The sequence below is a fragment of the Mesorhizobium escarrei genome, assembly GCF_935825525.1.
Classification (GTDB): domain Bacteria; phylum Pseudomonadota; class Alphaproteobacteria; order Rhizobiales; family Rhizobiaceae; genus Mesorhizobium; species Mesorhizobium escarrei.
Genome location: NZ_CAKXZT010000118.1, coordinates 19904 through 45826, shown reverse-complemented (window position 1 = coordinate 45826; position 25923 = coordinate 19904). Strand labels below are relative to the sequence as shown.

The 25923-nt window shown below is 62.6% G+C and carries 24 protein-coding genes; 8 read left to right on the top strand and 16 right to left on the bottom strand.

Annotation, left to right across the window (positions count from 1 at the left end; all coding sequences use genetic code 11):
• Positions 1 to 35 precede the first annotated feature (35 nt).
• Together NMG80_RS11300 and hmgA are read right to left on the bottom strand one after the other, a co-directional pair.
• The gene (locus NMG80_RS11300; protein WP_254018161.1) at positions 36 to 941 is read right to left on the bottom strand and encodes an MBL fold metallo-hydrolase; all 906 of its coding nucleotides are present in this window, start codon (positions 939 to 941) and stop codon (positions 36 to 38) included.
• Positions 938 to 2251 (bottom strand): homogentisate 1,2-dioxygenase, encoded by a 1314-nt coding sequence (hmgA, locus tag NMG80_RS11295; RefSeq protein ID WP_254018160.1) that lies wholly within the window; start codon positions 2249 to 2251, stop codon positions 938 to 940. Before hmgA ends, NMG80_RS11300 begins: the two co-directional genes overlap by 4 nt.
• A gap of 79 nt (positions 2252 to 2330) precedes the next feature.
• Between hmgA and NMG80_RS11290 the strand changes: the two genes are divergently transcribed.
• Positions 2331 to 2771 (top strand): MarR family winged helix-turn-helix transcriptional regulator, encoded by a 441-nt coding sequence (locus tag NMG80_RS11290; protein WP_254018159.1) that lies wholly within the window; start codon positions 2331 to 2333, stop codon positions 2769 to 2771.
• Between the two features lie 233 nt (positions 2772 to 3004).
• On the opposite strand, the gene tdh is transcribed toward NMG80_RS11290, so the two are convergent.
• The 3 genes from tdh to NMG80_RS11275 all read right to left on the bottom strand — a co-directional run bounded on the left by tdh (position 3005) and on the right by NMG80_RS11275 (position 5467).
• The gene (tdh, locus tag NMG80_RS11285; protein ID WP_254018158.1) at positions 3005 to 4039 is read right to left on the bottom strand and encodes an L-threonine 3-dehydrogenase; all 1035 of its coding nucleotides are present in this window, start codon (positions 4037 to 4039) and stop codon (positions 3005 to 3007) included.
• 82 nt (positions 4040 to 4121) lie between these two features.
• A complete protein-coding gene (locus NMG80_RS11280; protein WP_254018157.1) occupies positions 4122 to 5309 on the bottom strand; it encodes a glycine C-acetyltransferase in 1188 nt (395 codons plus the stop codon).
• Positions 5306 to 5467, bottom strand: coding sequence for a hypothetical protein (locus NMG80_RS11275; protein ID WP_254018156.1), 162 nt, complete (start codon positions 5465 to 5467; stop codon positions 5306 to 5308). Before NMG80_RS11275 ends, NMG80_RS11280 begins: the two co-directional genes overlap by 4 nt.
• Before the next feature lie 108 nt (positions 5468 to 5575).
• Here NMG80_RS11275 and NMG80_RS11270 point away from each other — a divergent pair, with 108 nt between their 5' ends.
• Positions 5576 to 7648 carry a putative bifunctional diguanylate cyclase/phosphodiesterase gene (locus NMG80_RS11270; RefSeq protein ID WP_367185946.1) on the top strand — a complete coding sequence of 691 codons (2073 nt, stop codon included), beginning with the start codon at positions 5576 to 5578 and terminating at the stop codon, positions 7646 to 7648.
• A gap of 46 nt (positions 7649 to 7694) precedes the next feature.
• On the opposite strand, the gene NMG80_RS11265 is transcribed toward NMG80_RS11270, so the two are convergent.
• The 3 genes from NMG80_RS11265 to NMG80_RS11255 all read right to left on the bottom strand — a co-directional run bounded on the left by NMG80_RS11265 (position 7695) and on the right by NMG80_RS11255 (position 10634).
• On the bottom strand, positions 7695 to 8153 hold the full coding sequence (locus NMG80_RS11265; protein ID WP_254018154.1) for a type II toxin-antitoxin system VapC family toxin: 459 nt from the start codon (positions 8151 to 8153) through the stop codon (positions 7695 to 7697).
• A gap of 18 nt (positions 8154 to 8171) precedes the next feature.
• Complete coding sequence (locus NMG80_RS11260) at positions 8172 to 8414, bottom strand: type II toxin-antitoxin system Phd/YefM family antitoxin (RefSeq protein ID WP_254018153.1); 243 nt, start codon at positions 8412 to 8414, stop codon at positions 8172 to 8174.
• 174 nt (positions 8415 to 8588) lie between these two features.
• Positions 8589 to 10634: an oxidoreductase gene (locus NMG80_RS11255; protein WP_254018152.1), complete on the bottom strand. Its 2046-nt coding sequence runs from the start codon at positions 10632 to 10634 to the stop codon at positions 8589 to 8591.
• A 131-nt stretch (positions 10635 to 10765) separates the two neighbouring features.
• On the opposite strand from NMG80_RS11255, the gene queF reads away from it, so the two are divergent.
• Positions 10766 to 11227 carry a preQ(1) synthase gene (queF, locus tag NMG80_RS11250; protein ID WP_254018151.1) on the top strand — a complete coding sequence of 154 codons (462 nt, stop codon included), beginning with the start codon at positions 10766 to 10768 and terminating at the stop codon, positions 11225 to 11227.
• A gap of 29 nt (positions 11228 to 11256) precedes the next feature.
• Here queF and NMG80_RS11245 read toward each other — a convergent pair whose 3' ends face one another.
• The 5 genes from NMG80_RS11245 to NMG80_RS11225 all read right to left on the bottom strand — a co-directional run bounded on the left by NMG80_RS11245 (position 11257) and on the right by NMG80_RS11225 (position 16803).
• Complete coding sequence (locus NMG80_RS11245; RefSeq protein WP_254018150.1) at positions 11257 to 12441, bottom strand: mandelate racemase/muconate lactonizing enzyme family protein; 1185 nt, start codon at positions 12439 to 12441, stop codon at positions 11257 to 11259.
• Between the two features lie 10 nt (positions 12442 to 12451).
• The gene (locus NMG80_RS11240) at positions 12452 to 12958 is read right to left on the bottom strand and encodes a hypothetical protein (RefSeq protein ID WP_254018149.1); all 507 of its coding nucleotides are present in this window, start codon (positions 12956 to 12958) and stop codon (positions 12452 to 12454) included.
• 4 nt (positions 12959 to 12962) lie between these two features.
• On the bottom strand, positions 12963 to 13442 hold the full coding sequence (locus NMG80_RS11235) for a DUF3828 domain-containing protein (protein ID WP_254018148.1): 480 nt from the start codon (positions 13440 to 13442) through the stop codon (positions 12963 to 12965).
• 117 nt (positions 13443 to 13559) lie between these two features.
• The gene (locus NMG80_RS11230) at positions 13560 to 15209 is read right to left on the bottom strand and encodes an ABC transporter substrate-binding protein (RefSeq protein WP_254018147.1); all 1650 of its coding nucleotides are present in this window, start codon (positions 15207 to 15209) and stop codon (positions 13560 to 13562) included.
• A 43-nt stretch (positions 15210 to 15252) separates the two neighbouring features.
• A complete protein-coding gene (locus NMG80_RS11225; protein ID WP_254018146.1) occupies positions 15253 to 16803 on the bottom strand; it encodes a trimethylamine methyltransferase family protein in 1551 nt (516 codons plus the stop codon).
• 92 nt (positions 16804 to 16895) lie between these two features.
• Between NMG80_RS11225 and NMG80_RS11220 the strand changes: the two genes are divergently transcribed.
• Positions 16896 to 17798 carry a LysR substrate-binding domain-containing protein gene (locus tag NMG80_RS11220; protein ID WP_254018145.1) on the top strand — a complete coding sequence of 301 codons (903 nt, stop codon included), beginning with the start codon at positions 16896 to 16898 and terminating at the stop codon, positions 17796 to 17798.
• 15 nt (positions 17799 to 17813) lie between these two features.
• Here NMG80_RS11220 and NMG80_RS11215 read toward each other — a convergent pair whose 3' ends face one another.
• Complete coding sequence (locus NMG80_RS11215) at positions 17814 to 18806, bottom strand: zinc-dependent alcohol dehydrogenase family protein (RefSeq protein WP_254018144.1); 993 nt, start codon at positions 18804 to 18806, stop codon at positions 17814 to 17816.
• Between the two features lie 104 nt (positions 18807 to 18910).
• Between NMG80_RS11215 and NMG80_RS11210 the strand changes: the two genes are divergently transcribed.
• Positions 18911 to 19813 (top strand): LysR family transcriptional regulator, encoded by a 903-nt coding sequence (locus NMG80_RS11210; RefSeq protein ID WP_254018143.1) that lies wholly within the window; start codon positions 18911 to 18913, stop codon positions 19811 to 19813.
• 591 nt (positions 19814 to 20404) lie between these two features.
• Entirely contained in the window at positions 20405 to 22279 is a 1875-nt protein-coding gene (gene mutL / locus NMG80_RS11205) for a DNA mismatch repair endonuclease MutL (RefSeq protein ID WP_254018142.1), read from the top strand.
• Positions 22280 to 22520: 241 nt separating this feature from the next.
• On the opposite strand, the gene NMG80_RS11200 is transcribed toward mutL, so the two are convergent.
• Complete coding sequence (locus NMG80_RS11200; protein WP_254018141.1) at positions 22521 to 23414, bottom strand: DMT family transporter; 894 nt, start codon at positions 23412 to 23414, stop codon at positions 22521 to 22523.
• A 112-nt stretch (positions 23415 to 23526) separates the two neighbouring features.
• Here NMG80_RS11200 and NMG80_RS11195 point away from each other — a divergent pair, with 112 nt between their 5' ends.
• Positions 23527 to 24432, top strand: coding sequence for a LysR substrate-binding domain-containing protein (locus tag NMG80_RS11195; protein WP_436798587.1), 906 nt, complete (start codon positions 23527 to 23529; stop codon positions 24430 to 24432).
• 143 nt (positions 24433 to 24575) lie between these two features.
• Positions 24576 to 24809 carry a DUF2093 domain-containing protein gene (locus tag NMG80_RS11190; RefSeq protein WP_027153867.1) on the top strand — a complete coding sequence of 78 codons (234 nt, stop codon included), beginning with the start codon at positions 24576 to 24578 and terminating at the stop codon, positions 24807 to 24809.
• An 84-nt stretch (positions 24810 to 24893) separates the two neighbouring features.
• Here the strand turns inward: NMG80_RS11190 and lpxK are convergent, their stop codons facing one another.
• The gene (gene lpxK, locus NMG80_RS11185; protein WP_254018139.1) at positions 24894 to 25922 is read right to left on the bottom strand and encodes a tetraacyldisaccharide 4'-kinase; all 1029 of its coding nucleotides are present in this window, start codon (positions 25920 to 25922) and stop codon (positions 24894 to 24896) included.
• Position 25923 lies beyond the last annotated feature (1 nt).

Below are 25923 nucleotides of genomic sequence, written 5' to 3'. Positions count from 1 at the left end.
TTGTTCTACGCGTGATCTCTTCCGAAAACCGGTTCTCACTTTTCGCTAGCGCGGTCCTTCGGTTCGGGATCATGCTCCAGCCCCACAACAAGGCCGTCGCGTGCGATCGTCAAGTCTCCGGCCCATGTTTTCCTGACGGCGGCAATCCAGTCGGCCTCGCCGATCTCGGGATCATCGGCCGGAATGAGGTGGTTGAGCACCAGTCTCCTAACCCCGGCATCGGTGGCGATCCGTCCTGCTTCTTCGGCAAGACTGTGGCTGGCGAGCAGATGCTCTCTCAGCCGCGCGCCATTGCCGGTTTTCGCGACGAGCCGCTCGATGCCATCTTCCAGCATGGCTTCATGCACGAGGATGTCGGCGCCGTTGGCGAAATCGGCCAATGGCGGAAAGAACGCCGTATCGGCGGAGAATACGATGCTCTGTTCGGCATGCTCGAAGCGCAGCGCAAAGCAGTCGGTCACCGGCGGATGGTCGACGCGCAGCGCCAAAACCTTCAGGCCGCGCTCCTCCATCAACCGGCCTTCGCCGAACTCGATGATCGAAACCATATCTGCGATATCAGGCCGGCCTTCGTCGACGATGCGGATCTCGATGTCGAATTCCATCGCCTGGCAAAAGCGCTGCCAATAGTGGCCGGTGCCGGGCGGGCCGAACACGGTGACCGGTGTCGCCAGACCCGCCGTCCAGGCGGTGTGGATCAGCGGACCGAGTTCCAGCATATGGTCGGAATGCAGATGCGTAATGAAGACCAGGTCGAGCGCCTTCAGGCTGATGCCGGCGTCAGCCAGGCCGCGCGTGACGCCAAGCCCGCAATCGACGACGATGGTGCGGCCGCCGATCTCCAGCAGCGACGAACTTGGCCACGGCCCGCCCGGCCGAAGTGCCGGGCCGCCCTTCGAGCCCAGCAGCACCAGCCGATCCCGCGTTGAATCAGCGCTCAAGACCAGTCGCCCTCGGGCGTGCCGTTGAAGCGCTTCTTCAGATCGGCCCAGCAGTCGATGTAGTTCTCCTGCCGCGTCTCAACCTCGGCGGCGTAGCGGGTCAGCATCTGCGGGAATCGGGTCTCGAACATGAAGGCCATGGTGTTGTCGAGCTTGACCGGTTTCAGCTCGGCGCGCGAGGCCCTTTCAAAGCCAGACGCGTCAGGCCCGTGGGCCAGCATCAGATTGTGTAGGCTGATGCCGCCGGGAACGAAGCCCTCCTCCTTGGCGTCGTACTGGCCGTGGATCAGCCCCATGAACTCGCTCATGATGTTACGGTGGTACCAGGGCGGGCGGAACGTGTTTTCGGCCACCAGCCAGCGCGGCGGGAAGATGACGAAGTCGATGTTGGCGGTACCCTCCTCGCCGCTCGGCGCGGTCAGCACCGTGAAGATCGACGGATCGGGATGGTCGAACAGGATCGCGCCAACCGGCGAAAACGTCGCAAGATCATATTTATAGGGCGAATAATTGCCGTGCCACGCGACTACATCCAGCGGCGAATGATCGAGTTCGGTGACATGAAACTGGCCGCACCATTTCACGATCAGCCGGCACGGCGTCTCCTTGTCCTCGAACCAGGCGCAAGGCGTCTTGAAATCGCGCGGATTGGCCAGGCAATTGGCGCCGATCGGGCCACGATCCGGCAGCGTCAGCTTGGCGCCGTAATTCTCGCAGACATAGCCGCGCACTGTTTCATCGACCAGTTCGACCTTGAACACGAGGCCGCGCGGCAGCACGGCGATCTCGCCCGGTCGCAATTCGATGACGCCCATCTCGGTGACGAAGCGCAGCGCCCCCACTTGCGGCACGACGAGCAACTCGCCGTCGGCGTTGAAGAAATGGCCGTCGGCCATCGAGCGGTTGGCAACGTAGACATGGGCGGCCATGCCGGTCTGGCCGAGCACGTCGCCGGCGGTGGTAATCGAGCGCATGCCAGCAATGAAGTCGGTCGGTTCCTTCGGCATCGGCACCGGGTTCCAGCGGTACTGGCCAAGCGCCAGTTCGTGATCGCCGACATTCGGCGCGCTTTTCCACAGCGGATAATTCGCCGCCTTGAAGCGACCGGTGTGCCTGACGCTCGGCCTGATGCGATAGAGCCAGGAACGCTCATTGGTGCCGCGTGGCGCTGTGAAGGGCGAGCCCGAAAGCTGCTCGGCATAGAGGCCGTAGGCCGGCCGTTGCGGCGAATTCCGCCCTTGCGGCAGCGAACCAGGCAAAGTCTCGGTTTCGAAGTCGTTGCCGAACCCCGGCATGTAGGAAAAACCCATGGCATCCTCCCTGGATTGACCAAATTGGTTTCGTTTGTAACTATCGAAAATGTAACTATCAATCGTGATGGAGCAGACCATGGAGGCTGACACCCTCGAACTTGAAAGCTTCCTGCCCTACCGGCTCTATCGGCTTGCCGATGCTGTCAGCCGCGAATTTTCCAGGGTTTACAAGGGCCGACACGGCCTGACGCGGCCCGAATGGCGCACGCTGGCCGGTCTCGGCCAGCACGGCACGATGACGGCAACAGCGCTCGGCGAACAGTCGGCCATGCACAAGACCAAGGTTTCGCGCGCCGTCGCCGAGCTCGAGCGGCGTCGCTGGCTGACGCGAAAACCGGATGAAAAAGACCGCCGTGTCGAGCATCTGACGCTGACCAACGCGGGCCTTGCCGCCTATCGCGAGATGGTGCCGCTGGCGAAGGCATTCGAGCGGGAACTGCTGTCAAAACTCAGCGCTGGCGAGCGCGTCGCGATCGCGGAAGGATTGGCGGCACTGGAGGCAGCGTTGGGCAGGTGAACGAAGCTGCTACGCAGCGATCCTTCCCACCCCCCTCTGGCCTGCCGGCCATCTCCCCCGCAAGTGGGGAGATCAGATGTCACTAATGCTTTCGCCAATCATCAATGTTGCAGAGATGGGCGCAGCGGCGAAGCTGCCAATCTCCCTCCTTGCGGGGGAGATGCCAAGTTTTGGCAAAGAGGGCAGGCCAGTGGGGGTGCTGTCCCTCCAACGTTTCGGCACCCGGCCAACGCCTACCAGTCCATCACCACCTTGCCCGAATTGCCGCTGCGCATCGCGTCGAACCCGGTCTGGAAGTCGTCCACGCCGATGCGGTGGGTGATCAGGCCGCTGACATCGAGCGGGCCCTGCACCAGGGCGATCATCTTGTACCAGGTCTCGAACATTTCGCGGCCATAAATGCCCTTGAGATGCAGCATCTTGAAGATGACCTTGTTCCAGTCGATCTCGAAGCCGGTCGGCGCAATGCCCAAAATGGCGATCTTGCCGCCATTGTTCATGGCGTCGATCATGTCGCGGAAGGCGGGTGCCGCACCCGACATTTCGAGGCCGACGTCAAAACCTTCGGTCATGCCGAGCGCCGGCATGATATCGCGCAGCTTTTCCTTCGACGCATCGACCACATGCTGGACGCCGAGTTTTTTCGCCAGCGCCAGCCGCACCGGGTTTATGTCGGTGATGACCACCTTTCGCGCGCCGACGCACTGCGCCACCAGCGCACCCATGATGCCGATCGGCCCGGCGCCGGTGACCAGCACGTCCTCGCCGACCAAATCAAAGGACAGTGCAGTGTGAACCGCATTGCCTAGGGGATCGAAGATTGCGGCGATCTCGTCGGGCACGTCGTCGGGGATCGGCACGACGTTGTGCTGCGGGATCGCCAGATATTCACCGAAGGCGCCCGGCCGGTTGACGCCGACGCCGAGCGTGTTGCGGCACAGATGCCCCCTGCCCGCCCGGCAATTGCGGCAATGGCCGCAGACGATGTGGCCTTCGCCTGACACACGCTGACCGATCTTGTATTCGGTGACTGCCGCGCCGAAGTCGGCGACTGTGCCGACGAATTCGTGGCCGGTCACCATCGGCACCGGCACGGTCTTCTGCGCCCACTGGTCCCAATTGTAGATGTGGGCGTCGGTACCGCAGATCGCGGTCTTCTTGATCTTGATCAGAACGTCGTTCGGGCCGATCTCCGGCACCGGCACTTCTTCCATCCAGATGCCCGGCTCGGCCTTGGCCTTGACCAGCGCCTTCATCATGTTCGACATTCTTTTGTCCCCAGAATCTTAGTCGCCAGAATCTTAGTCGCTTGAATTTCTTGATCCGGGATCGCTTTTCGGTTCCGGCCGTTCAGGAAATCACACCAAGTTCGCGCCCGACCGCGCCGAACGCCTCGACCGCACGGTCGATGTCGGCGCTGGAATGGGCGGCCGACATTTGCGTGCGGATGCGCGCCTGGCCCTTCGGCACCACCGGAAACGAGAAGCCGATGACATAGATGCCGCGCTGCAGCATGCGCGCCGCCATCTCCTGCGCCAGCGTCGCATCACCGAGCATGACCGGAACGATCGGATGATCGGCGCCGGCCAGCGTAAAGCCGAGCTTACCCATTTCAGACCGGAAGCGCGCCGCATTGGCGTAGAGGCGCTGACGCAGCGCATCGCCATTTTTAATCAGTTCGAAAACCCGGATCGAGGCGCCGGCGATCGCCGGCATCAGCGTGTTGGAAAACAGATAGGGACGCGAGCGCTGGCGCAGCCAGTCGACCATCTGGCTCTTGCCCGAAGTGTAGCCGCCCGACGCGCCGCCCAATGCCTTGCCGAGCGTGCCGGTGATGATGTCCACCCTGCCCTCGACGCCGCAATGCTCGGCCGAGCCGCGCCCGCTCCTGCCGACGAAGCCGACTGCATGGCTGTCGTCGACCATCACCATTGCATCGTACTTGTCGGCGAGATCGCAGACGCCCTTCAGATTGGCGATGATGCCGTCCATGGAAAATACACCATCGGTGGCGATCAGCCGAAAACGGCAATCCATTGCCTCCTTCAGCCGCGCTTCCAGATCAGCCATGTCGTTGTTGGCGTAACGGAAACGCTTCGCCTTCGACAGCCGCACGCCGTCGATGATCGAGGCGTGGTTCAGCGCGTCGGAAATGACCGCATCCTCCTCGCCGAGCAGCGTCTCGAACAGGCCGCCATTAGCGTCGAAGCAGGAGCCGTAGAGGATCGTGTCCTCCATGCCGAGAAAGCCAGAAATCGTCGCCTCGAGCTGCTTGTGCTCCTCCTGCGTGCCGCAGATGAAACGCACCGACGCCATGCCATAACCATAGCGGTCGAGTGCCTGCTTGGCCGCATCGCGCAAGTCGGCGCTATCGGCGAGGCCAAGATAATTGTTGGCGCAGAAATTCAGCACCTTTTCGCCGCTCACCTCGATCTCGGCCGACTGCGTCGAGGTGATCACCCGCTCGGATTTATAGAGGCCGGCCGATTTCAGCCCTTGAAGCTCGCTGTCTATATGGGAGAGGAATGCCGCGCTCATGATCTGGCCCTGTTGAGATTGAATGGACTGTCGCCCCGTGTGGGCGAAAAATCCACCGCAAAAGCGACGGCTTCGGTGACTCGACGGTCAGTGGCCAGAATGCCGCCAAATGGCGGATGTTCAAATGCAGCTGCGGCGCGAAAGAACGCGATAACCATTTCGCGAGCTTTCCATCGCTGCTGCTCTGTCGTCTTCCGGAGCTGTTAACCTTTAAAGCCAATGGTTCTCATACCCAACAATCTGTCGGCGAGGGACCGCCCCAGAAAATGTCGCAGCAACCGATGCAAACCTTTTCGGGCAGGCTCATATTGCTGATCAAGGCAGGCTATTGGCTGGCGCTGCTGATCATTGCAGCCATGGTGATGGCCTCTTTCATTCTTCTCCAGCAGATGATGGCTGGCCAGCGCCACGACGCGACGCTGCTCGATATTGTCGGCATGCAAAAGGTGCTGTCGCAACGCATTGTCTTCCTTGCCAACGCGGCAGGTGCAGCTACGCGCAACCAACAACCGGCTCTGGTCACCGCATTCAAACAGGCCACGGCCGACTTCGAGAGGAACTACGACCTTCTGCTCGAGCGAGTGGTCGCCGACCCGGCGTCACCGGCAAGGCTCGATCCAAAATCAGTCGAGAGCGTCCTTTTCGCCAAGCCGTTTCATCTCGATTACTTCTCGGTCGGGCTTATCGCCAACGGCGAACGACTGGTCTCGGCGTTTGAATCGCAACTCGGTATGGCCGATAATGGCGGCTACAAGGGTGGCGGCGAACGCGTCAATCTCGACGCTTCCGTCGCCAATGCGACCCTGTCGGGCTATGCGGCACTCGGCCAGCGCATCAGCGCCCAAGCCGATGCGCAATCGGGAAGACTGCTCGATCTCCATAGAACGCTGTTCTACTCTACCATCGGCGTCATCGTGCTGGTGGCACTTTTCATCTTCAGGCCGATGTCGAACGCCATCCTGCGCAAGACGCGTGAACTGATCGATACCCGCAATTCCATGGCCTTCATCGCCGTGCATGACGGCCTTACCGGCCTTCACAACCGAACCTTCCTGACCGACCATTTCGATACGCTGATCAAGGGCGCGCAGCGCCGGCGGGAGCGGCTTGCGGCGGTCCACCTCGACCTCGACCGGTTCAAGCAGATCAACGACACGCTCGGCCACGCCGCCGGCGATTATGTGCTGGTGGTGACGGCGCAGCGCATGCGTGATTCTTGCCGGGCGTCGGATCTCTGCGTGCGTCTTGGCAGCGACGAGTTCGTGATGATCCTCAACGGTGCCGGCGGCACCGAGGACATCAACACGGTCGCCGGGCGCGTCCTGACGCAGATCAATGAACCGATCGTCTATCGGGGCACGACCATCCTTCCGGGCGCCAGCGCCGGCGTCGCCGTCTATCCGATTGATGCCGACAACGCGCAAGATCTGCTCGTCCATGCCGACCTCGCGCTCCACGCCGCCAAGAAACGGGGTGGCGGCAGTCTCTCATTCTTCTCCGAGGAGTTGCGGCATGAACTCGACTACCGCAAGCGGCTCGAGCATGACATCAGGATCGCTATCGCGGCGAAGGCGTTCCAGGTCTATTTCCAGCCACAGGTTTCGTTGTCGAACGGTACGATCGGCGGCATCGAGGCGCTGGTTCGCTGGAAACATGGCGAGCGCGGCATGATCGCACCGGGCGAGTTCATTCCCATCGCCGAGAAAAGCGGGCTCATGCCTGCGATCGGCCGCATCGTCATCGCCAAGGCGATCGGCGAGGCGGCGGAGTGGAACCGCGCCGGCATTGCCTTCGGACGGCTCGCCGTCAACGTCTCCGGCAGCGAATTGCGTGAGGCCGATTTCGACGCCTTCCTCTTCGGTGCGCTGGAAAAGGCTGGGCTGCCGCCACAAAAACTGTCGCTCGAGATCGTCGAATCCGTCATCCTCGACGATGAGAAAACCGGCATCGCGGCAAAGCTGCGGCACATCCGCGCCGCCGGTGTCCATCTTGAACTCGATGATTTCGGCACCGGCTACGCGTCGCTCAGCCACGTCAACCCGAACGAGATCGATAGGCTGAAGATCGATCGCCGCTTCGTCCAGAACATCGATGAGAACGGCGACAACACCAAGATCGTGCGTGCCATCACCGAACTCGCCCGCGGCCTTGGCATCTCGATCGTCGCCGAGGGCGCCGAAACCGAGGCTGAGCTCGATTCGCTGATGGCGATCGGCTGCGACCAGGTGCAGGGCTACTCCATCGCCTTCCCGATGCCGCAGGACCAGGCACGCGAATGGCTGGTCGCGCGGGCGCCGAAGAGAGCCAGGCTGACGGTGCTGCAGGGAAGGCTGGCGTAAGGCGCCAACCTTGACACGCCTCTTCGGAAATGGCGGCCTGATGGGGCTAAGGCCGATCTGCCGCCGGGTGCTGCAATGGTGGCAAATTCTTCAGCGGATTGAGCATCGGCACCCCGAGCGGTGCAAAATGACGCTCGTTGTCCGTCAGTATCGTCAAACCGTGGACCTCGGCCGTAGCGGCGATCGCTATGTCTTCGAACCCTGGTCGATGCGCCCTTGCCCGATCAAGGATGGACCCGGCGGCATGTGCGGCACGCAAATCGAAGGGAAGAACCCTCTCTCCATATAGGTGCTCGACCGCTTGCCACCAGTTGCGTAGCAAAGCCGCCTTTGTCGTCGCACCCTCGCGCTCGGCCTTGGCGAGCCCTGCAGCGATTTCGGACACAGTGACAACGGACAGGAACAGGTAATCGCTGGCTTTGTCGAGCCATGTTGCCAGCGCTGCCCGATCCGCCTTCTTGGCGGGAGCGATTGCCGAGATGATGTTGGTGTCCAGCAGAAACATCAGCACCAATCGACCGGGTTACAACGCAACCTTGCGAACCTGTTTACGGGAACGGGGGGGAATATCGCCTTTGTCACCGGGAAACGCCGCCAGCAATTGTCCGAAGCTAGGCACCCGCGACAGCCGTTCGTAGTCTTCGAAAGACAGGATCACAGCCTGCTTGCGCCCGTGACGCGTGATGACGGCAGGTTCTCCCGCCACGGCCTGATCAACCACCGCCGAAAGCGTAGCCTTGGCATCCTTCAACTGAATTTCACGCATGCTGTGCCCCTTTTATGACCACTGTGGTCATAAATAGCATCGCGAGCCCACTGAAACAATACGTCCGGCAGTTGGGATCAATCGACATTCGCCCGTGGCGCGCAGATTGGACCGACGTGCCTGGCTTCCCTGCGGAAGTTCGACTTCGCGCCTCCAATCGAGCGGTGACGATCGTCAGATCCGCAGGCCGAACCTGATGCCGTCATAGATTGCGGCGTGAATGTTGCGCGAGGCGACCGCATCGCCGATGCGCAAGAGCACGAAACCGCCTTGCGAATTGCGCGCCGGGAAAATGTCGCCACCATTGACCAGCCGTTCGTAATCGACCGCGCCGCCGTTCTTCGACAGCGGTTTCAGTGCGAGATAGAGATCGTCGAGCGGCAGCGTGCCGTGCTCGACCACCACCTGATCGACCCGCCGCTCGCCGCGCCAGCCGTCAGCGAAGTCTGAACCGACCTCCGCAACCAGTTGATTGCCCTCGCGCCGCACCGAACGCAGCCGCGTGTTGATGGTGATGGTGACGCCTTTTTCCTGGAAGGCGCGCATATAGGGCACGTGGTTCATGCCGCCCATTTCCGGGGCGAAGAAGCGTTCGGGCGAAACCAGCTCCAGCTTTGCACCGCTATTGGCGATCAGCTCGGCCGCACCCATGCCCTGATGGCCGCCATTGTCGTCGTAGAGCAGCACGTTTTCAGCCGGCTTGACGCTGCCGGCCATGATATCCCAGCTCGACGTGACGAGATTGTCGCCCGCTCCCAGCGGCGGGTTCTGCGGCAGGCCGCCGGTGGCGACCACCACCACGTCGGGCGACAGCGCCAGAACATCGTCCTTCTCCGCCCAGGTGTCATAGCGGATTTCGACGCCGAGCCGGTCGAACTCGGCCAGTCGCCAATCGATGATGCCGATCAGTTCCTTGCGGCGCGGGTTCTGTGTCGCCAGACGCACCTGGCCGCCGGCCTGGCTTGATGCTTCAAGCACCGTCACCTGGTGCCCACGCTCGGCCGCGACACGCGCCGCTTCCAGACCGCCGGGCCCAGCGCCGACAACGACCACGTTTCGCTTCGGTCCCTCGGTTCTCGAGATGATGTGCGGAATATCAGCCTCGCGGCCGGTTGCCGCATTATGGATGCACAGCGCCTCGCCACCCTCATAGATGCGGTCGAGGCAATAGGTGGCGCCGACGCAAGGGCGGATTTCGTGCTCGCGGCCCTCCATCACCTTGCGGACGATATACGGATCGGCGATGTGGGCGCGGGTCATGCCGACCATGTCGAGCTTGCCCGTGGCGATGGCGTGACGCGCGGTTGCGACATCCGAAATCCGCGCCGCATGGAAGGTCGGGAATTTCGTCGCCGCCCTCACCTCGCCGGCGAAATCGAGATGCGGCGATGAGCGCATGCCGGTCACCGGGATGACCTTGGTCAGTGCGGCATCGGTTTCGATCGAGCCGCGGATGATGTTGAGGAAATCGACCTTGCCGGAGCCGGCCAGCCGTCTGGCGATCTCGACGCCTTCCTGTTTCGAAAGGCCCTTCTCAAAATCCTCGTCGGCGACCATGCGGATGCCGACGACGAACTTTTCGCCGACCGCCGCCCGCACGGCGTCGAGCACCATGCCGGTGAAGCGCAAGCGGTTGTCGAGCGAGCCGCCGAAATCGTCGTCGCGCTGGTTGGTGGCCGGCGACCAAAAGCCGTCCATCAGATGGCCGTAAGCCTCGAACTCGATGCCGTCGAGGCCGGCGGCCTGGCAGCGCTGGGCGGCGGCCGCGTAGTCGGCAACGATGCGCTCGATGTCCCAGTCCTCGATGGTCTTCGGAAAAGCGCGGTGCGCTGGCTCGCGCACTGGCGAGGCGGACAGCACCGGCAGCCAGTCGGCCTTGTTCCAGCCGGTACGGCGACCGAGATGGGTGATCTGGATCATCACCTTGCAGTCATGCTCGTGGCAGGCATCGGCGAGTTCAGTGAGCCACGGCACGATGCGGTCGTCGTAAACATGCAGATTGCCGAAGGCGGCCGGGCTGTCGCGCGAGACGATCGCCGAACCGGCGGTCATGGTCAGCGCCATGCCGCCCTTGGCCTTTTCGGCGTGGTAGAGCCGGTAACGCTCTTTTGGCATACCTTCCTCCGAATAGGCCGGCTCGTGGCTGGTCGACATGACCCGGTTCTTCAGCGTCAAATGTTTGAGCTGATAGGGCTGGAGAAGCGGATCGCTGGTGGTCATCGTCTTCCTGTTTCAAATTGTGCTAATGAGCGGCAAATTTTTCACGCGTGTCGTTATGACAGAACCGCTGCGCACCCTAGGGTCAGGGGCGTGGGCTGGCTTTTGGGCGGCATGCAGTAAGGAACCCGCTCATGACCGATACGAAAAACCTTACCCAGCTCGGCACAAACGTCGAGGCACCACAGAACCCTGAAGCAGCAGTCCTGGAAACCGTGCCGTTTTCGCGCGGCGACGGGCCGCCAGCCATCGTTCGCTTCACCTGCCCGGAATTCACCTCGCTCTGCCCGGTCACCGGTCAGCCGGACTTCGCCCACATCGTCATCGACTATGCACCCGACACGCTGCTGGTAGAATCGAAGTCGCTGAAGCTGTTCATGACCTCGTTTCGCAACCATGGCGCCTTCCATGAAGAGTGCACCGTCATGATCGGCCGTCGCATCGTCGCCGCGACCAAACCACTGTGGTTGCGGATTGGCGGCTATTGGTATCCGCGCGGCGGCATTCCGATCGACGTGTTCTGGCAGACCGGCGCGCCGCCGGAAGGCGCATGGCTGCCCGATACCGGTGTCGCGCCCTATCGCGGACGCGGCTGAGCCTGAGCTTCTATGGAACGTATGTCGCATCAACTGAGCGGCAGCCGCCGGTAGCGGCCGGGATTGTTCGGATCATTGAAATGGCCCATCGGCCCATGTTCGGCGAAGTGGGCCGCCCAGTGCTTCATCGCAGTGGGGTCGAGCTCAACGCCCAGTCCGTTGCCCTCCGGCACACGCACGGTGTTGCCGGTCTGCCGGAACGGCCCGTCCTTGATAACGTCGCCGATCTGCCAGCGAAACAGCGACTGCGATGCCTCGGTGATCCACGGCGTCGCCGCCACGACGTGCAGATAGGCCGATGTCATGATGCCGAGATCGTTCGAATAGCACCAGAACCCCTTGCCCATCGCCTCACAGGCGGCGATGAATTTCAGGGTTTTCGACAGTCCGCCGAGGGCTGCGAAATTGCAGACGAAGTAATCCGGCGCGCCGAGCGCGACCGCTCGTCTGAGATCCGGGATGTGCGTGGAAAACGGAATGCGCGAGTGCTGGCGCAGCGCCGCCATCTCCTCAAAGGTCGCGACCGGATCCTCATAATTGCGGATGTTGAACGGCTCGATCTCGCGCAGCACCCAGCGCGCGGTGGTCAGCGACCACTGCATGTTGGAATCGAGCCTGATCTGCGCCTTGTCGCCAAGCGCCTCGCGCAGCATGCGCACCGTCCTGATCTCGAGTTCGGGATCGCCCATGATCAGCTTGCCCTCGAAAATGGTGGAGCCATGTTCCTCCCGCATCTTCAGGCAGTACTCGACGATCGCTTCGGACGTCATTTCGCCACCCGCTCCGCCCTGCGCAGGGCGAAACGAGAAATATTCAGAAAACGGAATGTCCTTGCGCACGCCGCCGCCAAGGACTTTGTAGAGCTGCATGCCGAAGACCTTGCCTCTGATGTCCCACAGCGCCAGTTCGACGGCGCCGAACGCCACGGACGTGGCATTCTCGCCGGTGTTGGCGGTGATCTGCCAGGGCGGCACGCAGCGCGCCTCGCAGTCGGCGATGTCGAGCGGATCGGCGCCGATCAGAGCCGGCGCGATCTCGGCCTTGATCACCTCGCCGAAATGCCACCACGGCGCCTCGCCCAGTCCGACTACGCCTTCGTCCGTCTCGACTTCTATGATCGATTTCGAGGCGCCGCCATAGAGACCAGCCGTCCACCAGAATGGGGCGTCTAACGGAACATTGACATGGGTGACGCGGATGTTGGTAATCTTCATCGGTCCCTTCTCACTCACACTGATATTGGCTGAGCGCCCATTCGCCGGTCACCGACAGAAGGTCTGTTACCTTCCAGTCGCCGTCGACTTTCCTGAATTTCCACTCCAGCCGGTGCGGATTGCCGGCGACGGTAAAGGCGACGATGACCTTGGCCTCATCGCCTTTGACCGCTTCAACAGTCTTCAGGCTGTTGTCGATCTCGGCCCTGTCGTACGCCGCATTGTCGAGCGCCATGTTGGGATCGAGGCATTCGCCCTGCCCCGATTTCCGCAGCGCATCGCTTTTGTCGAGCACCGACTTCGCGGGATCGACGAAATGGTTGCGCTGAGCCAGATCGAGCTCAAGCCCGACATGCTCGTAGAACGGTTTCACCACCGCCGTCGGCGATCCTGGCTGCACCGGCGCTGCCCGTACATATTCTGCTGAGAGCGGCGCGCCGAACAGGCCCTGGCCTGCAATGCTGCTCAAACCCGCGGCCAGCAGGCACATAGTCGCCAGGGCCAGTGCGCGGGCCATGGCATCACTCCGGAGTCTGGCCAACCAGGCATTCGAGCGCACTCAGCGTCCAGCCGCTGGTCTTCGAGGTGATGTCGGCGACCTTCCACTTGCCGTCGACCTTCTTCAGCGACCAGACCATTTCGCGTTTGGATTCATCGCCTTCCGGGAAAAGGTTGAAGGTCACCGTCACGTTGGCGCTGTCGCCATCCACTGCTTCGGACAGCTTCAACGTCTTGGCGAGTGTCTTCTCGTCAAAGTCCTGCGCGTCGAGACCGGGGGCGAAGTCGATGCAAGGCACCTCGTCCGGCTTGTTCTTCTGCGCCCGGTCGTTGAGGTCGAACAGCTTTGTCACCGGCTCGGTGAAACGGTCGCGGTATTTCGCGTCGGCCTCGAACTTGACCTCGGGCATGTAGAAGAACTTCACCGCATTGGAGGCCGGCCCGGCCAGAGCGGCCGCAGGCGCTGCGATCGAGAGAGCGGCGGCAAGCACAGTCAGTCTCATCCGATAATCTCCAGGCTTTCGTGGTGGGAACCGTTCAATACCACGAATCCTGCATCCCGGCTTTATTGCGGCCCATGAAATCCCAGGCGTTAACTCAGGCGCCCCTGGGCGTTTAACTCAGGCGTCCAGCCAGACGCTCTGGAGATCCATCTCGAAAGTCTGGTGGACCGCGTAGTTCTTCACCTTCTTGTTCATATGGCTGTACAGCTTCTGCCAGAACGGCTGAATGATGACGCCCGAATCCTGCAGGATCTGCTCGACGTCCTTCATGACCTCGCGGCGCTTCTCGACGTCGATGAGTGAGAGGGCCTGCTTGAGCTTGGCGTCGAAATCAGGATTCGAATACGCCGTTTCGTTCCAGGCCTCGCCGGTGCGATAGCCGAGCGCCAACACCTGAACGCCGAGCGGGCGCATGTACCAGATAGTCATGGAATAGGGGTATTTCGTCCAGTCGTTCCAGAAGGTCGATCCCGGCAGCACCGTGCGCTTCACCTTGATCCCGGCATCGCGCAGCTGGCCGGCAATCGCGTCGCCAGTGTTCTTTTGCCAATCGTCCTCGACGGTGATCAGTTCATGCTCGAAATCGGCCTGTCCGGCCTCCGCCATCAGCTTCTTGGCGCCGGCCGCATCGCGTGTCTTCTTGGGCAGCGGAAAATATTCCGGATGGATCGGGCTGACATGGTGGTTTTCACCTGGGGTGCCGCGCCCGGCGTAGCCAAGTTCGAGCACCGCATTGTTGTCGACGGCCATTTGCAGGGCGTTGCGTACCCGCTTGTCATCATAAGGCTTGTGCGTGATGTTGGTGCGGGCAACGAGCGTCGTCGCTGTCGCGACCTCCGATTTCACCAGATCCATCTGGTCGAGGATGTCGATAAAGTCGGCGGGCGTCTCGAAATTGACGTCGATTTCGCCGGATTCGAATGCGTTCACCGAGGCGTTGAAGTCGGTGCCGTAGTCGATGAATTCGACGCTGTCGAGCGGCGCTTCACCGCCCCACCATTTGCCATTCTCGCGACGCTTGACCACCGCGTTCTGGCCGACCGAATAAGACACAAGCTCGAAGGGCCCGGTGCCGATCGGCTTGGCGAGCGGATCGGCGCCATCGGTATCGAATTTGCGGTGGACCACGAGCGCTGGATAGTCGGTGAAGTTCGGGATCAGCGAGATATCAGGTTCGTTCAGCGTCAGCTTGACCGTGTTGTCGTCGACCTTGGTGATCGCCCCGTCCCTGGCCTTGCCGGTTTTGGCGTCGATCAGCGCACCGACGCGGGCGGCCATGGAATTGCCGGCGGTATCCTTCTCGCACCAGCGCGTCAGATTGTAGACCACGTCGTCGGCGTTGAAGGTATCGCCATTGTTCCAGGTGACACCCTTGCGCAGATGCAGCACATATTCGGTCGCGTCGTCGTTGACGTCCCAGCTTTCGAGCAGGACCGGCTCGAAAGTGAATTCGCGGGTGTAGCGGACAAGCGGCTCCAGCCAGCAGCGCGAAATGTTGGCAAGCTCCACCCAGTCGTAAGTACGTGGATCCTTCTGCGCCTTTACCGACATCGATACGCGCAGCGTTCCGCCTTTCTTGGGCTCTTCGGCCAAAGCCCGTCCCGGCACCGCAAGACCGATCATACCGTAGGCAAGGGCAGTCGATGCCCCGAACGCGCTTGCCAGCGCCAGAAACTCGCGCCGGTCCATCCGGCCTGAGCGGGCTTCTTTAGCCATCGCCTCGATGGCGCTCGGCACGCGATCGCCGCTGTTTCTGAAGACTGCCATTTTTTCCTCCCGTCTGGTTCCCGTCAGATCTGCGCCTGTCCTATCAACTAACGCTGTCCGGCAGCTTCTCCTCGCGCAGCGCGATCAAATCTTCGAGACCATCGGCGATGCCCTCATCGAGCTTCGGCTCCTCATAATCCGCGAGCATGTTGCGCGCTTTCTCGCGGCCGCGCGTGTCGTGGTCCTTTGCCCCTTCAGCCTTCCACTGTTCATACGAATTGAAGTCCATGATGCTGGGCATGAAGAAGGCGGACTCGAAATGCTCGAGCGTGTGCTGGGTGCCGAGGAAATGGCCCTGCGGCCCGACCTCGCGGATCGCTGCCATCGCTTCCTTGAAATCGTCGAACGGCAGGCCGCCGGCATATTTGTACCAGCCGACAAGCTGTTCGCAGTCCGTGGCGAATTTTGAATAGCCGCAGGTCAGGCCGGCCTCGAGCCATCCGGCGGAGTGCCAGATGTAGTTGGCGCCGGCAAGGATGGCGGCATGCATCAGCATGTTCGCCTCGTAGCCCGCCTGGGCGTCGTTGAGTTTCGACCCGACATGGAAGCCCGAGGTGCGCCAGGGCAGCCGGTATTTCCGCGCCAGTGCTCCCATCAGATACATCATCTGGGCGGCCTCGGGCGTGCCGCCCATCGGCGCGCCGGTCTTCATGTCGACCGTAACCATGAACTGTCCGTAGATCTGCGGTGAACCCGGACGCAGCAACTGCGTGAAGGCGACGCCCGCCAGCGCTTCGGCATTGACCTGCGCGACCGCTCCCACCGCCGAGGCCGAAGTCGAGGCGCCGCACAGCGCGAACGGCGCAAGGATCAACGGCTGGTTGTGACGCGCATAGACCTTCATCGCGTCCAGCATGGTGGCGTCCCATACCAGTGGCGAGTTGCAATTGGTGATTGCGACCAACACAGGGTTGTCACGGACAAAATCCTCGCCGAACACGATGCCCGCCATCGCCATCGTGTCTTCGGCGCGATCCTTTGATGTCACAATGCCCATGAACGGCTTGTCGGAATGCTTCAGCGCCGAATGAATGATGTGGAGGTGACGCTTCGGCACCGCTATTTCCATCGGCTCGCAGATGATCGAGCTCGACGAGTGCAGCGCCGGCGCCATGTAAGCGAGCTTATGAAAATTCTGAAGGTCGGCGAGCGTGCCATAGCGCCTGACGTTGTCGAGGTCGCGCACGTAAGGCGCGCCATACATCGGCACGAAGATGGAATTCTTACCGCCGACGCGGACCGAGCGCTCAGGGTTGCGCGCATTGAGCGTGAACTCCGGCGGGACTTTCGAGACCAGCTCCATCAGGAGCGCGCGGTCAATGCGAACGCGCGTCTCAGAGACATCGGCTCCGGCGGCCTGCCACAGTGCTATGGCCTCGTCGTCGCGGAACTCGCAGCCAACCTCTTCGAGGATCGAGAGCGACTCCTGGTGGATCAGCTCGACAGCCTCGTCCGGGACCATTTGGTATGCGGGTATGTTGCGAACCAGCGTCGGAAACGACGCCATGGGAGTTCCCCGCAGCGCCTTGCGGCCCAGGCGGCCGCCACCTCGGCGGCTGGCGGGTTCGGTGACTTCGGCGGCCGGTGCGTTCATGGCAACTCTATCCTCCCAATGACGGCCAGCCTAGCGAGAGGAAATATGGCTGTGACGCTGGAAAATCCTGATCACTTGTATAAGCTCAGCTTATGCGAAGCTTGCGCCGTCTGCTGCCTTCGGCCGGCAGCCTGATCGTTTTCGAGGCCGCCGGCCGGCTGTCGAGCTTTACCGCCGCCGGGCGGGAGCTCGGCATGACGCAGGCTGCCGTGTCCTATGCAATCCGCGGGCTTGAACAGCAGCTCGGCGCGAAACTCTTCCAGCGCCGCCATCGTCAGGTCAGTCTTACCGAAGCCGGCGAGCGTTTCCACGCCGACGTCTCGCTCGGCCTGTCGCACATCCGCAAGTCGGCGGAGGATCTGCGCCAGATCGCCGTCGGCGCTCATGTGACGCTCGCTGCCTCGACCGCCTTCGCCTCGTTCTGGATGATGCCGCGCCTGCAGCAGTTTCGCGACGAACTGCCGGGCATCGACCTGCGCATCCAGACCGCCGACCGCGATCTCGACATCATCGCCGAAGACATCCCGCTCGGCGTTCGTGGCGGCGAACCCCAGGGATGGCCGGACTATCATTCGCTGCCGCTCGCCGATGAGGAAATATTCCCGGTCGCTGGCGCGAGCTACGTGGCGCGGTTCGGATTGCCGGAGACCGTCGAGGATTTGCCATCGCACCGGCTCATCCATCTCGAAGAGCCGTTTCGTGAAGCCGCGAGCTGGGACGAGTGGTTCCAGTCGGCCGGGGTCAACATCACAGATGCCGGGCGCGGATTGCGCATCAACGATTATGCGCTGGTGATCCAGGCGGTCATGGAAGGGCAAGGCATTGCACTCGGCTGGGGCCACCTTGCCGAGCGCTTGCTGGCATCGGGACTGCTGGTGCGCGTCACCGGCCACACAATGACGACCGGCAAGGGCTTTCATGTCATCTGGTCGAGAAACCGCGAGCTCAGCGACAATGCTCGCAAGGTGCGGGACTGGCTGGCCGCGCAAGCATGAGGCTCCCATTAATGCTCAATCAACCGACACGACGATCTTGCCGAATTGCTCGTTCGACTCGAGAAAGCGATGCGCTTCGACGATCTGCTCGAATGAAAAGGTTTTGGCGATTGCCGGCTTTAGCGAGCCTGACATCAATCCGTCGAGGATGAACGCCTTGGCAGCTTCCAACTTCACCGGATCGCCAGTGATCTCGTGGACAAGATAGCCGCGCAGCGTCAGCGTCTTGGCCAGCACAGCGAATAGCGGGAACGGCGTCGGCTCGGGGCTCAAGCCGCCATATTCGATGAGAATGCCACCCCGTGCCATCGCCGCCGTCAGAGGCGCGAAAATCGGGCCGCCGACAGCGTCGAACACCACTCGGATGTTGTCCGGACTGGCGATTTCCTTCAGCCGGGCTTCCAGATCTTCGTCCGCTGAAGCGACGACATGGGCCGCGCCGAACTTGAGCAGGGCCTCTCGCTTGGCAGATGTCCGCGTGACCGCGATCGCGGTCGCACCAACGATGTTGGCAATCTGGATCGCGGCAAGTCCGACACTGCTCGATGCTGCGGTAATGACGACAAAGTCCTCCTTGCTGAGCTTGGCAATGTCGATCAGTGCGCCATAGGCGGTGAGATATTGCATCCAGACGGCTGCCGCCTCTTCCCAGCTGAGCGATGGCGGATGTTTGACCACCAGCTCGGCGGGATATGTGGCAATCTCACCATAGGCAGGCCAGCGGGCCATCGATGATGGCGGCACGACGCTGACGGCGTCACCTGGCGCAAAACCGTGCACGGCTTCGCCGACCGCTTCGACGACACCCGCTGCCTCAAGGCCAAGACCGGAAGGCAACGGCGGCGTCTGGATATAAGTGCCCGAACGCAGCAGCGCCTCGGCCCGGTTGAGACCCAATGCCTTGACCCGGATCTGAATCTCGCCCTGACCGAGCGCGGGAATATCGAGATTCTCGATGCGCAGAACCTCGGGGCCACCATGCTCATGAAAACGAACAACATGTGTCATCCGGTCATAACTCCAAAATATTTGAACCGAATACGCTATGCCAGCGGCCGACTGGCAGATAAATGATTGCTTGGGCAAGACAGTAGAAACTAGGAGTTTTGAATATGGATCGCCTTACGAGCATGGCTGTGTTCGTCAAAACCGTCGATCTCGGCTCGTTCGCAGCGACTGCTGCCGCTCTCGACCTGTCCGGACCGATGGTCGGCAAGCATGTCCGGTTTCTCGAGGAGCGTCTGGGCGTGCGCCTCATCAACCGGACCACACGCCGCCAGAGCCTGACCGACTTCGGGCGCGCCTACTATGAGCGCTGCCGGATGGTACTGGCTGAAGCCGAAGCTGCGGATGCACTCGCGGCCGATCAACTTTCCGAACCACGCGGAAAGCTGCGCGTCATCATGCCTGTGCACTTCGGCCGGCGCTGCGTTGCCCCGATCCTGCTGGAGCTTGCGCAGCGATATCCCGCTCTGGAACTCGACCTGTCGTTCAGCGATCCCATCGCCGATCTTGCAGAGGATGGCTGCGATCTTGCCATCCGGACCGGCAATCTGGAGGATCAGGCCGGCGTGATGGCGCGTCGCGTCGCGCGCCAGCGCATGGTCGTCTGCGCGTCGCCATCCTATCTCGAGATGCATAAGTTGCCACGGCAGATAGAGGATCTCGGCAGCCACCAGACCATCATCTACCGCCGTTCTGGCCGTGTCGTTCAACCGTGGTTGTTCCCGCGCCACGGCCAGCCTGCGCTGGAAGTCATGCCGGTCAGCCGGTTGCGGTTCGACGACCTCGCTGCGATCGCCGATGCTGCGGCAGCCGGCATGGGGCTTGCCTGGCTGCCATACTGGCTGGTCCGTGAGCGCATTCAGGCCGGCGCACTTGTCCCGCTGTTATCGGACCAGCCGGAATTTCTTTACGACGCCTATGCGCTCTGGCTGCAGACGCCTCACTTGCCGATGAAAGTGCGTCTTGCCGTCGATGCGCTGGCGGCAGCGCTGCCCAAGCTCATGAGTTGAATGCACGCTCAGCTGCGTGGATTTCCTCGAGAACGACCCGACGATAGAACAAGAAGCTATATGGTCAGATCTCGTATATACAGGAGGTAAACCAGAAAAACCGTAAGCGATATCGAAATAACCGTCCAGATTGTGAACCACACTATTTTCGCAATTCTACCCTTTCGACGCTGTATCCATCGACCGAATTTTACCATTAAGTAATCTAGGATGTCGTCCAAATGTCGCCTCCAACGGCAATTTGATTTTGGCCTTAGCCCGACCAATTCCACTAAGTCAATTGGGGGCCAAGCCCATTCACTTCAACAATATTCCTATCTCTATGTCGTGGCGGAACAGTACCCCCTCTGGCCTGCCGGCCATCTCCCCCGCAAGGGGGGAGATGGGCAGTTCACGCGTTCCGCAACAAGCCTTCAACCGCTGGAGATTGGCGAAGGCCGAGGCTACATCCGATCTCCCCCCTTGCGGGGGAGATGGCCGGCAGGCCAGAGGGGGGTGGGACGGAGCGCAACGGTTATAGTTTGGCTGCCCTTGCTAGCGGTCAATGCATTTCAGCCTCTCATCGCCCACGAATCCGCGTATACTACCCCCATGCCCATCCGTCAGCTTTCCGAAACGATGATCAACCAGATCGCCGCCGGCGAAGTCATCGAGCGTCCGGCAAGCGTGGTCAAGGAACTGGTCGAGAACGCACTCGACGCCGGCGCTGCCAGAATAGAGATCGTCACCGCCGGCGGCGGGCTGAACCTGATCCGCGTCACCGACGACGGCTCGGGCATCCCGGAAAAGGAACTGCCGCTGGCGATCGCACGCCATTGCACCTCGAAGCTCGCCGATGACATTCACGACATCCGCTCGCTCGGCTTTCGCGGCGAAGCGCTGCCGTCGATCGGCTCGGTGGCGCGGCTGTCGATCCGCTCGCGCGCGGCCAACGGCGACAGCGCCGCCGAGATCGGCATCGAGGGCGGGCGCGTGTCCGCCGTCAAGCCGGCGGCCGCCAATCGCGGCACCACAGTCGAGGTGCGCGACCTGTTCTTCGCGACGCCGGCGCGGCTCAAATTCATGAAGGGCGAGCGCGCCGAAAGCTCGGCGACCAGCGACGTGATCAAGCGCATTGCGATCGCTTTCCCGGCCGTGCGCTTCACGCTGGCCGGTTCCGACCGCTCGACGCTGGAACTGCCGGCGACCGACGACAGCCCGGAAGGCCGGCTGCGCCGCGTCGCGCAAGTGATGGGCGCCGACTTTCCGGCCAACGCGATCGCCATCGACGCCATGCGCGATGGTGTGCATCTTGCCGGCCACGTTTCGATACCATCCTTCAGCCGCGCCAACGCGCTGCAGCAATACGCCTATGTCAACGGCCGGCCGGTGCGCGACAAGCTGATTGCCGGCGCCATCCGCGGCGCCTTCGCCGACGTGCTGCCGCGCGACCGCCATGCGGTGACGGTGCTGTTCCTGACGCTCGATCCGGCCATCGTCGACGTCAATGTCCACCCGGCCAAGGCCGACGTCCGCTTCCGCGATCCGGGGCTGGTGCGCGGGCTGATAGTCGGCGCCATTCGCGAGGCGCTGGCCAATGCCGGCATCCGTGCCGCCACATCAGGGGCGGCCGGCATGATGGCGGCATTCCGGCCGGGCGCGGCGTCCTATGCGCATTCCGGGCCGGCCAACGGGCATCGCAGCTACGAGGCGGCCTACCGTGCCTCCGGCTTCGCCGGTTTCGACGCGGCCCGCTCGCCGCAGCGGCCGCTGGAGATGGGACTTGACGATGCAGGATTTGCAAATGGCGGCTTCGGCGAAAACGATCAGGCGGCGTTCGACGCCGGACCGCTGCACAGCGCCGACGCGCGCGCCGGACAGACTGAGACGGCGGAGACGCTGCTCGGCATGGCGCTGGGCGCCGCACGCGCCCAGGTACACGAGAACTACATCGTCGCGCAGACCAGGGATTCGCTTGTCATCGTCGACCAGCATGCGGCGCATGAGCGGCTGGTCTACGAGGCACTGAAGAACGCATTGCATTCGCGCGCCGTGCCGTCGCAGATGCTGTTGCTGCCCGAGATCGTCGATCTGCCGGAAGAGGATGCAGAGCGGCTCGCCTTGCATTCCGAAACGCTGGCCCGCTTCGGCCTCGCCGTCGAACGCTTCGGCCCGGGTGCGGTCGCGGTGCGCGAGACGCCGTCGATGCTCGGCGAAACCAATGTCCAGCAGCTGGTGCGCGACCTTGCCGACGAGATCGCCGACAACGACACCGTCGACACGCTGAAAGAGCGGCTGGACAAAATAGCCGCGACCATGGCCTGCCACGGCTCCGTGCGTTCCGGCCGCTTGCTCAAGCCGGAAGAGATGAACGCGCTGCTGCGCCAGATGGAGGCGACGCCGGGCTCCGGCACCTGCAACCATGGCCGCCCGACCTATATCGAGCTGAAGCTCGCAGATATCGAGCGGCTGTTCGGGCGGCGGTAAGGCTGCGGCTTACGAGGTCCGCTGGCGAAGCCCCCTCTCCGGCCGCTCCGCGGCCACCTCTCCCCCACTGTCGTGGGGGCGAGGAAACGTTAATCGCCAAAGCCGCGACGTTGGAAACACTCGGGTTCCTCGCCCCACGAAGTGGGGAGAGGTGGTTTGCGAAGCAAACCGGAGAGGGGAAATCATAAAGAGCCGTTCGAAACAGATCTCTATGATTCAATCAAACCTTCAAGCCTCTGATTCACCGCTTCAAATTCACCACGATCACGCCGCCGAGCGCCAGCGCGCCGCCAAGAATGCCCAGCAGCGTCGGTACCTCGCCCAGCCAGAAGAAGCCGATCAGTGTCGCCACCGGCGAAACCAGATAGAGGAAGTTCGAGGCACGCGCCGCCGGCAAACGGGAGAGCGCGGTTGCCCAGGCAGCGTAGGCGATGAGGCTTGGCACGATGCCAAGAAAGATGACGGCGCCGAGACCGGCGTTGTCGGCAACTGCCGCCTGCGCCAGGCCGTTCGGCAGGAAAGGCAGCAGGCAGAGCGCGCCGAGCACCATATTCGAGGCCGAAATGGTCAGCGGATGATGGCGGGCAAACAGCGGCTTTTGCACGATGGTGTTGACCGCCGAGCACAGCGCCGAGCCGAGGATCAGCAGCGCGCCATTGTTGAAATGCAAGCCTTGCCCTTCGCCCATGGCGATGATGCCGATGCCGGCGAAGGACAGGAATGTGCCGGCCCAGGCCAGGCCTGAGAAGCGTTCGCCAAGCAGCGCCATCGCCATGATCGCGGTGAAGATCGGGCTGACATTGATGATGAATCCGGCAGCACCCGCCGAAACGGTCAGCTCGCCGAAATTGAGCATTGCCGTGTACAGCGCAACGAAGACGGCGCCGCCGAAGGCAAAGCGCCATAATTCATCGAGCCGGGGCAGCGCCGGCCGCTTGACGGCGAGGAAAATCGCCGCCGGCACCGCCGCGATGGCGAAGCGCAGCGCACCAAGTTCCAGCGGCCCGAAAGCGACGAGGCCGGCGCGGATCGCCGGGAAGGCGGAGGCCCAGCCGACCACCGTCAGCGCCACCGCAATGGCCGCAGTGGTATCTATCCGCTGTGTCGTATTCAACGTGCCGGTACAGGCGCTCATCTCTTAGCCTCGTGCCTAATATTGTCCAGAAGGCACAAAACGCCTTTCCTGATAGATTGACAAACGACCAAATCGAGGGCCAGCTGTGACTATGGATCACAGCTCAGACGCGATGCTGCCGCTTGAAACCCTGCGCGCCTTCGACGCCGCGGCACGAACGGGCAGCTTTTCGGCCGCTGCCGAAAAACTCAATCTCACCCATGGCGCCGTCAGCCGGCAGATCGCCAAGCTGGAGGATTGGCTCGGGCTGAAAGTGTTCGATCGCGGCGCGCGTGGGGTGTCGCTGACGATCGAAGGCAACCGCCTGCATCTGCGCACCACTGAGGCCTTCGCGCTGATATCGAGCAATTCGGACCGCTGGATCGAGCCGCGCGGCACCGCCGTGGTGCGGCTGACCTCGATCCCCTCGGTCAGCGGGCTGTGGCTGATGCCGCGCATGGCGGCGCTGGAAAACAATCCGTCCAGGCTGCGCATCGTGCTCGACGTCGATATCCGCCAGGCGGACCTTGCCGACGAGGGCATCGATCTGTCGATCCGCTGCGGCCGCGGCCGCATCCCCGGCCGCGTCTCGGTGCAGCTGTTCGAGGAACATGTGTTTCCGGTCGCCTCGCCGGATCTCGCCCGCGAGATCGGCCGAGGCGACCCTGCCCGGCTGCTCAAATTCCCGCTGATCAACGATTCCGACGCCTCGGCCTGGCGTGCCTGGTTTGCCGCACAGGACATCGATTACCGCCCGCGTCCGCAGGACCGCCGTTTCGAGGACTACAATCTGGTGCTCGGCGCCGCAGCCCATGGTCTCGGCATCGCGCTGGCGCGGCCGCCGATGACCGAGGATCAACTGAAGTCTGGCCGTATCATCGCCGCCGACGACCGCGTCGTCCTCAGCCCGATATCCTACTGGCTCGACCGGCCTATCGGGCGCCCGCGCGCCGCCGCAGCCGAGCTTGCCCGGCGCATCGCGGCCCAGGCCGGACTGGCGGCGGAAAAGATCGAGGATTTCATCGCAGCCGAGCAGTAAGATGCGGGGCATCCACTTTGCCGGCCTGCTCGGCTGGCTGCCGTCCGAAACGAAGCCGACTGAAGCCAATCCTGTCTCGATCCAAGCTTGACCTTGCCGGCGTTTTGTGGCGATGACATCGTCATGAACCTTGGCTCCATGTCATGATGAACCGCTTTGAAGGCCCCGGCGGCAAGGAAGCCCGTATCCGCTATCTGGACGGCGACTTCCAGGTGACCAGCCCCGGCGCCTTCGTGCGCTGCGCGGTCACCGGCGAGAGCATCCCGCTCGATGAGCTCAAATATTGGAGTGTCGCCAGGCAGGAGCCCTATGTGAGTGCCGCGGCCTCGCTGCGCCGCGAGATCGAGGCACATCCCGAACTGCGCAGCCGGCGCTAGTCTGACGCATATGGAAGCCGCTCTGTAGCGATCCTGTCCCGCCAGCATTCCGCAAGGTTCTGCCGTCGCGACGCCGAAGGCCTTTCAACCCTGCAGCTTGCGCTGCCGCCAGGCATCCAGCGTCTCGTCGATGATGCGTTCGGGCACGTGGTCGGGATCGAACACGGTGTCGATCTCCAGCACATCGAGCTGTCCGAGGAAATCGGCCGACGCGGCATCGTGGCGCAGCCGGGCGGCGTCCTTGGCGGTGGTGATGAGGCCGAGTCCGGCACCTCGCGCTGCCGTTGCCAGTTCGGCAAGCTCGTCCTGGCCATAGAAATGATGGTCCGGAAACGACCGGGCCAGCGCAACCTCGCCGCCGGCCTCACGGACCGTGTCGAAGAATTTCTCGGGATGGCCGATACCGGCAAAGGCCAGAAATCGCTTGCCGGCCAGCCTCGCCTTGCTAGTTGGCCGCGTACGCGCCTCGAAGATCGGCCGGCCGGCGCGCGCCGCCTGGCGAACGACGGCATCGGCAGCAAGGCCCTCGCCCATCTTCAGCAGCGCGCTGGTGAAAACCAGTTGGTCGACGATACCAGCCCTGAGCGGACCGCCAGGAATGACGCGGCCGTTGCCGACACCGTAGCGTGCGTCGACGACGACCAGCGCATAGTCGATGTGGATGCGCGCGCTCTGGAAACCGTCATCCATGATCAGGAAATCACAGCCATGCTTTTCCAGCAGGAGGCGTGCGCCGGCGGCACGGTTCGGCGTCACTGCGACTGGCGCGTGCTCGGCCAAAAGCAGCGGTTCATCGCCGACATGCTTGGCGGCGTCATGATGCGGATCGACGACATGCGGCCGCGCAAAGGAGCCGCCATGGCCGCGCGACAGGAAACCTGGATTGAGCTGCATGCGCCTGGCTTGCCGGGCCAGTGCGATCGCCACCGGCGTCTTGCCGGTGCCGCCGACGGTGAAGTTGCCGACGCAAAGCACCGGCGCCTCGATCTTCTCGCGCGCCGCTGAGCGCATGCGGCGGCCGGCAACCAGCGCATAGACCGCCGACAGCGGCGCCAGCGCCAGCGCCCGCCAGTCCGGTTCTTCCCACCAGAAGGGGGGCGCTTCGCTGGCCATC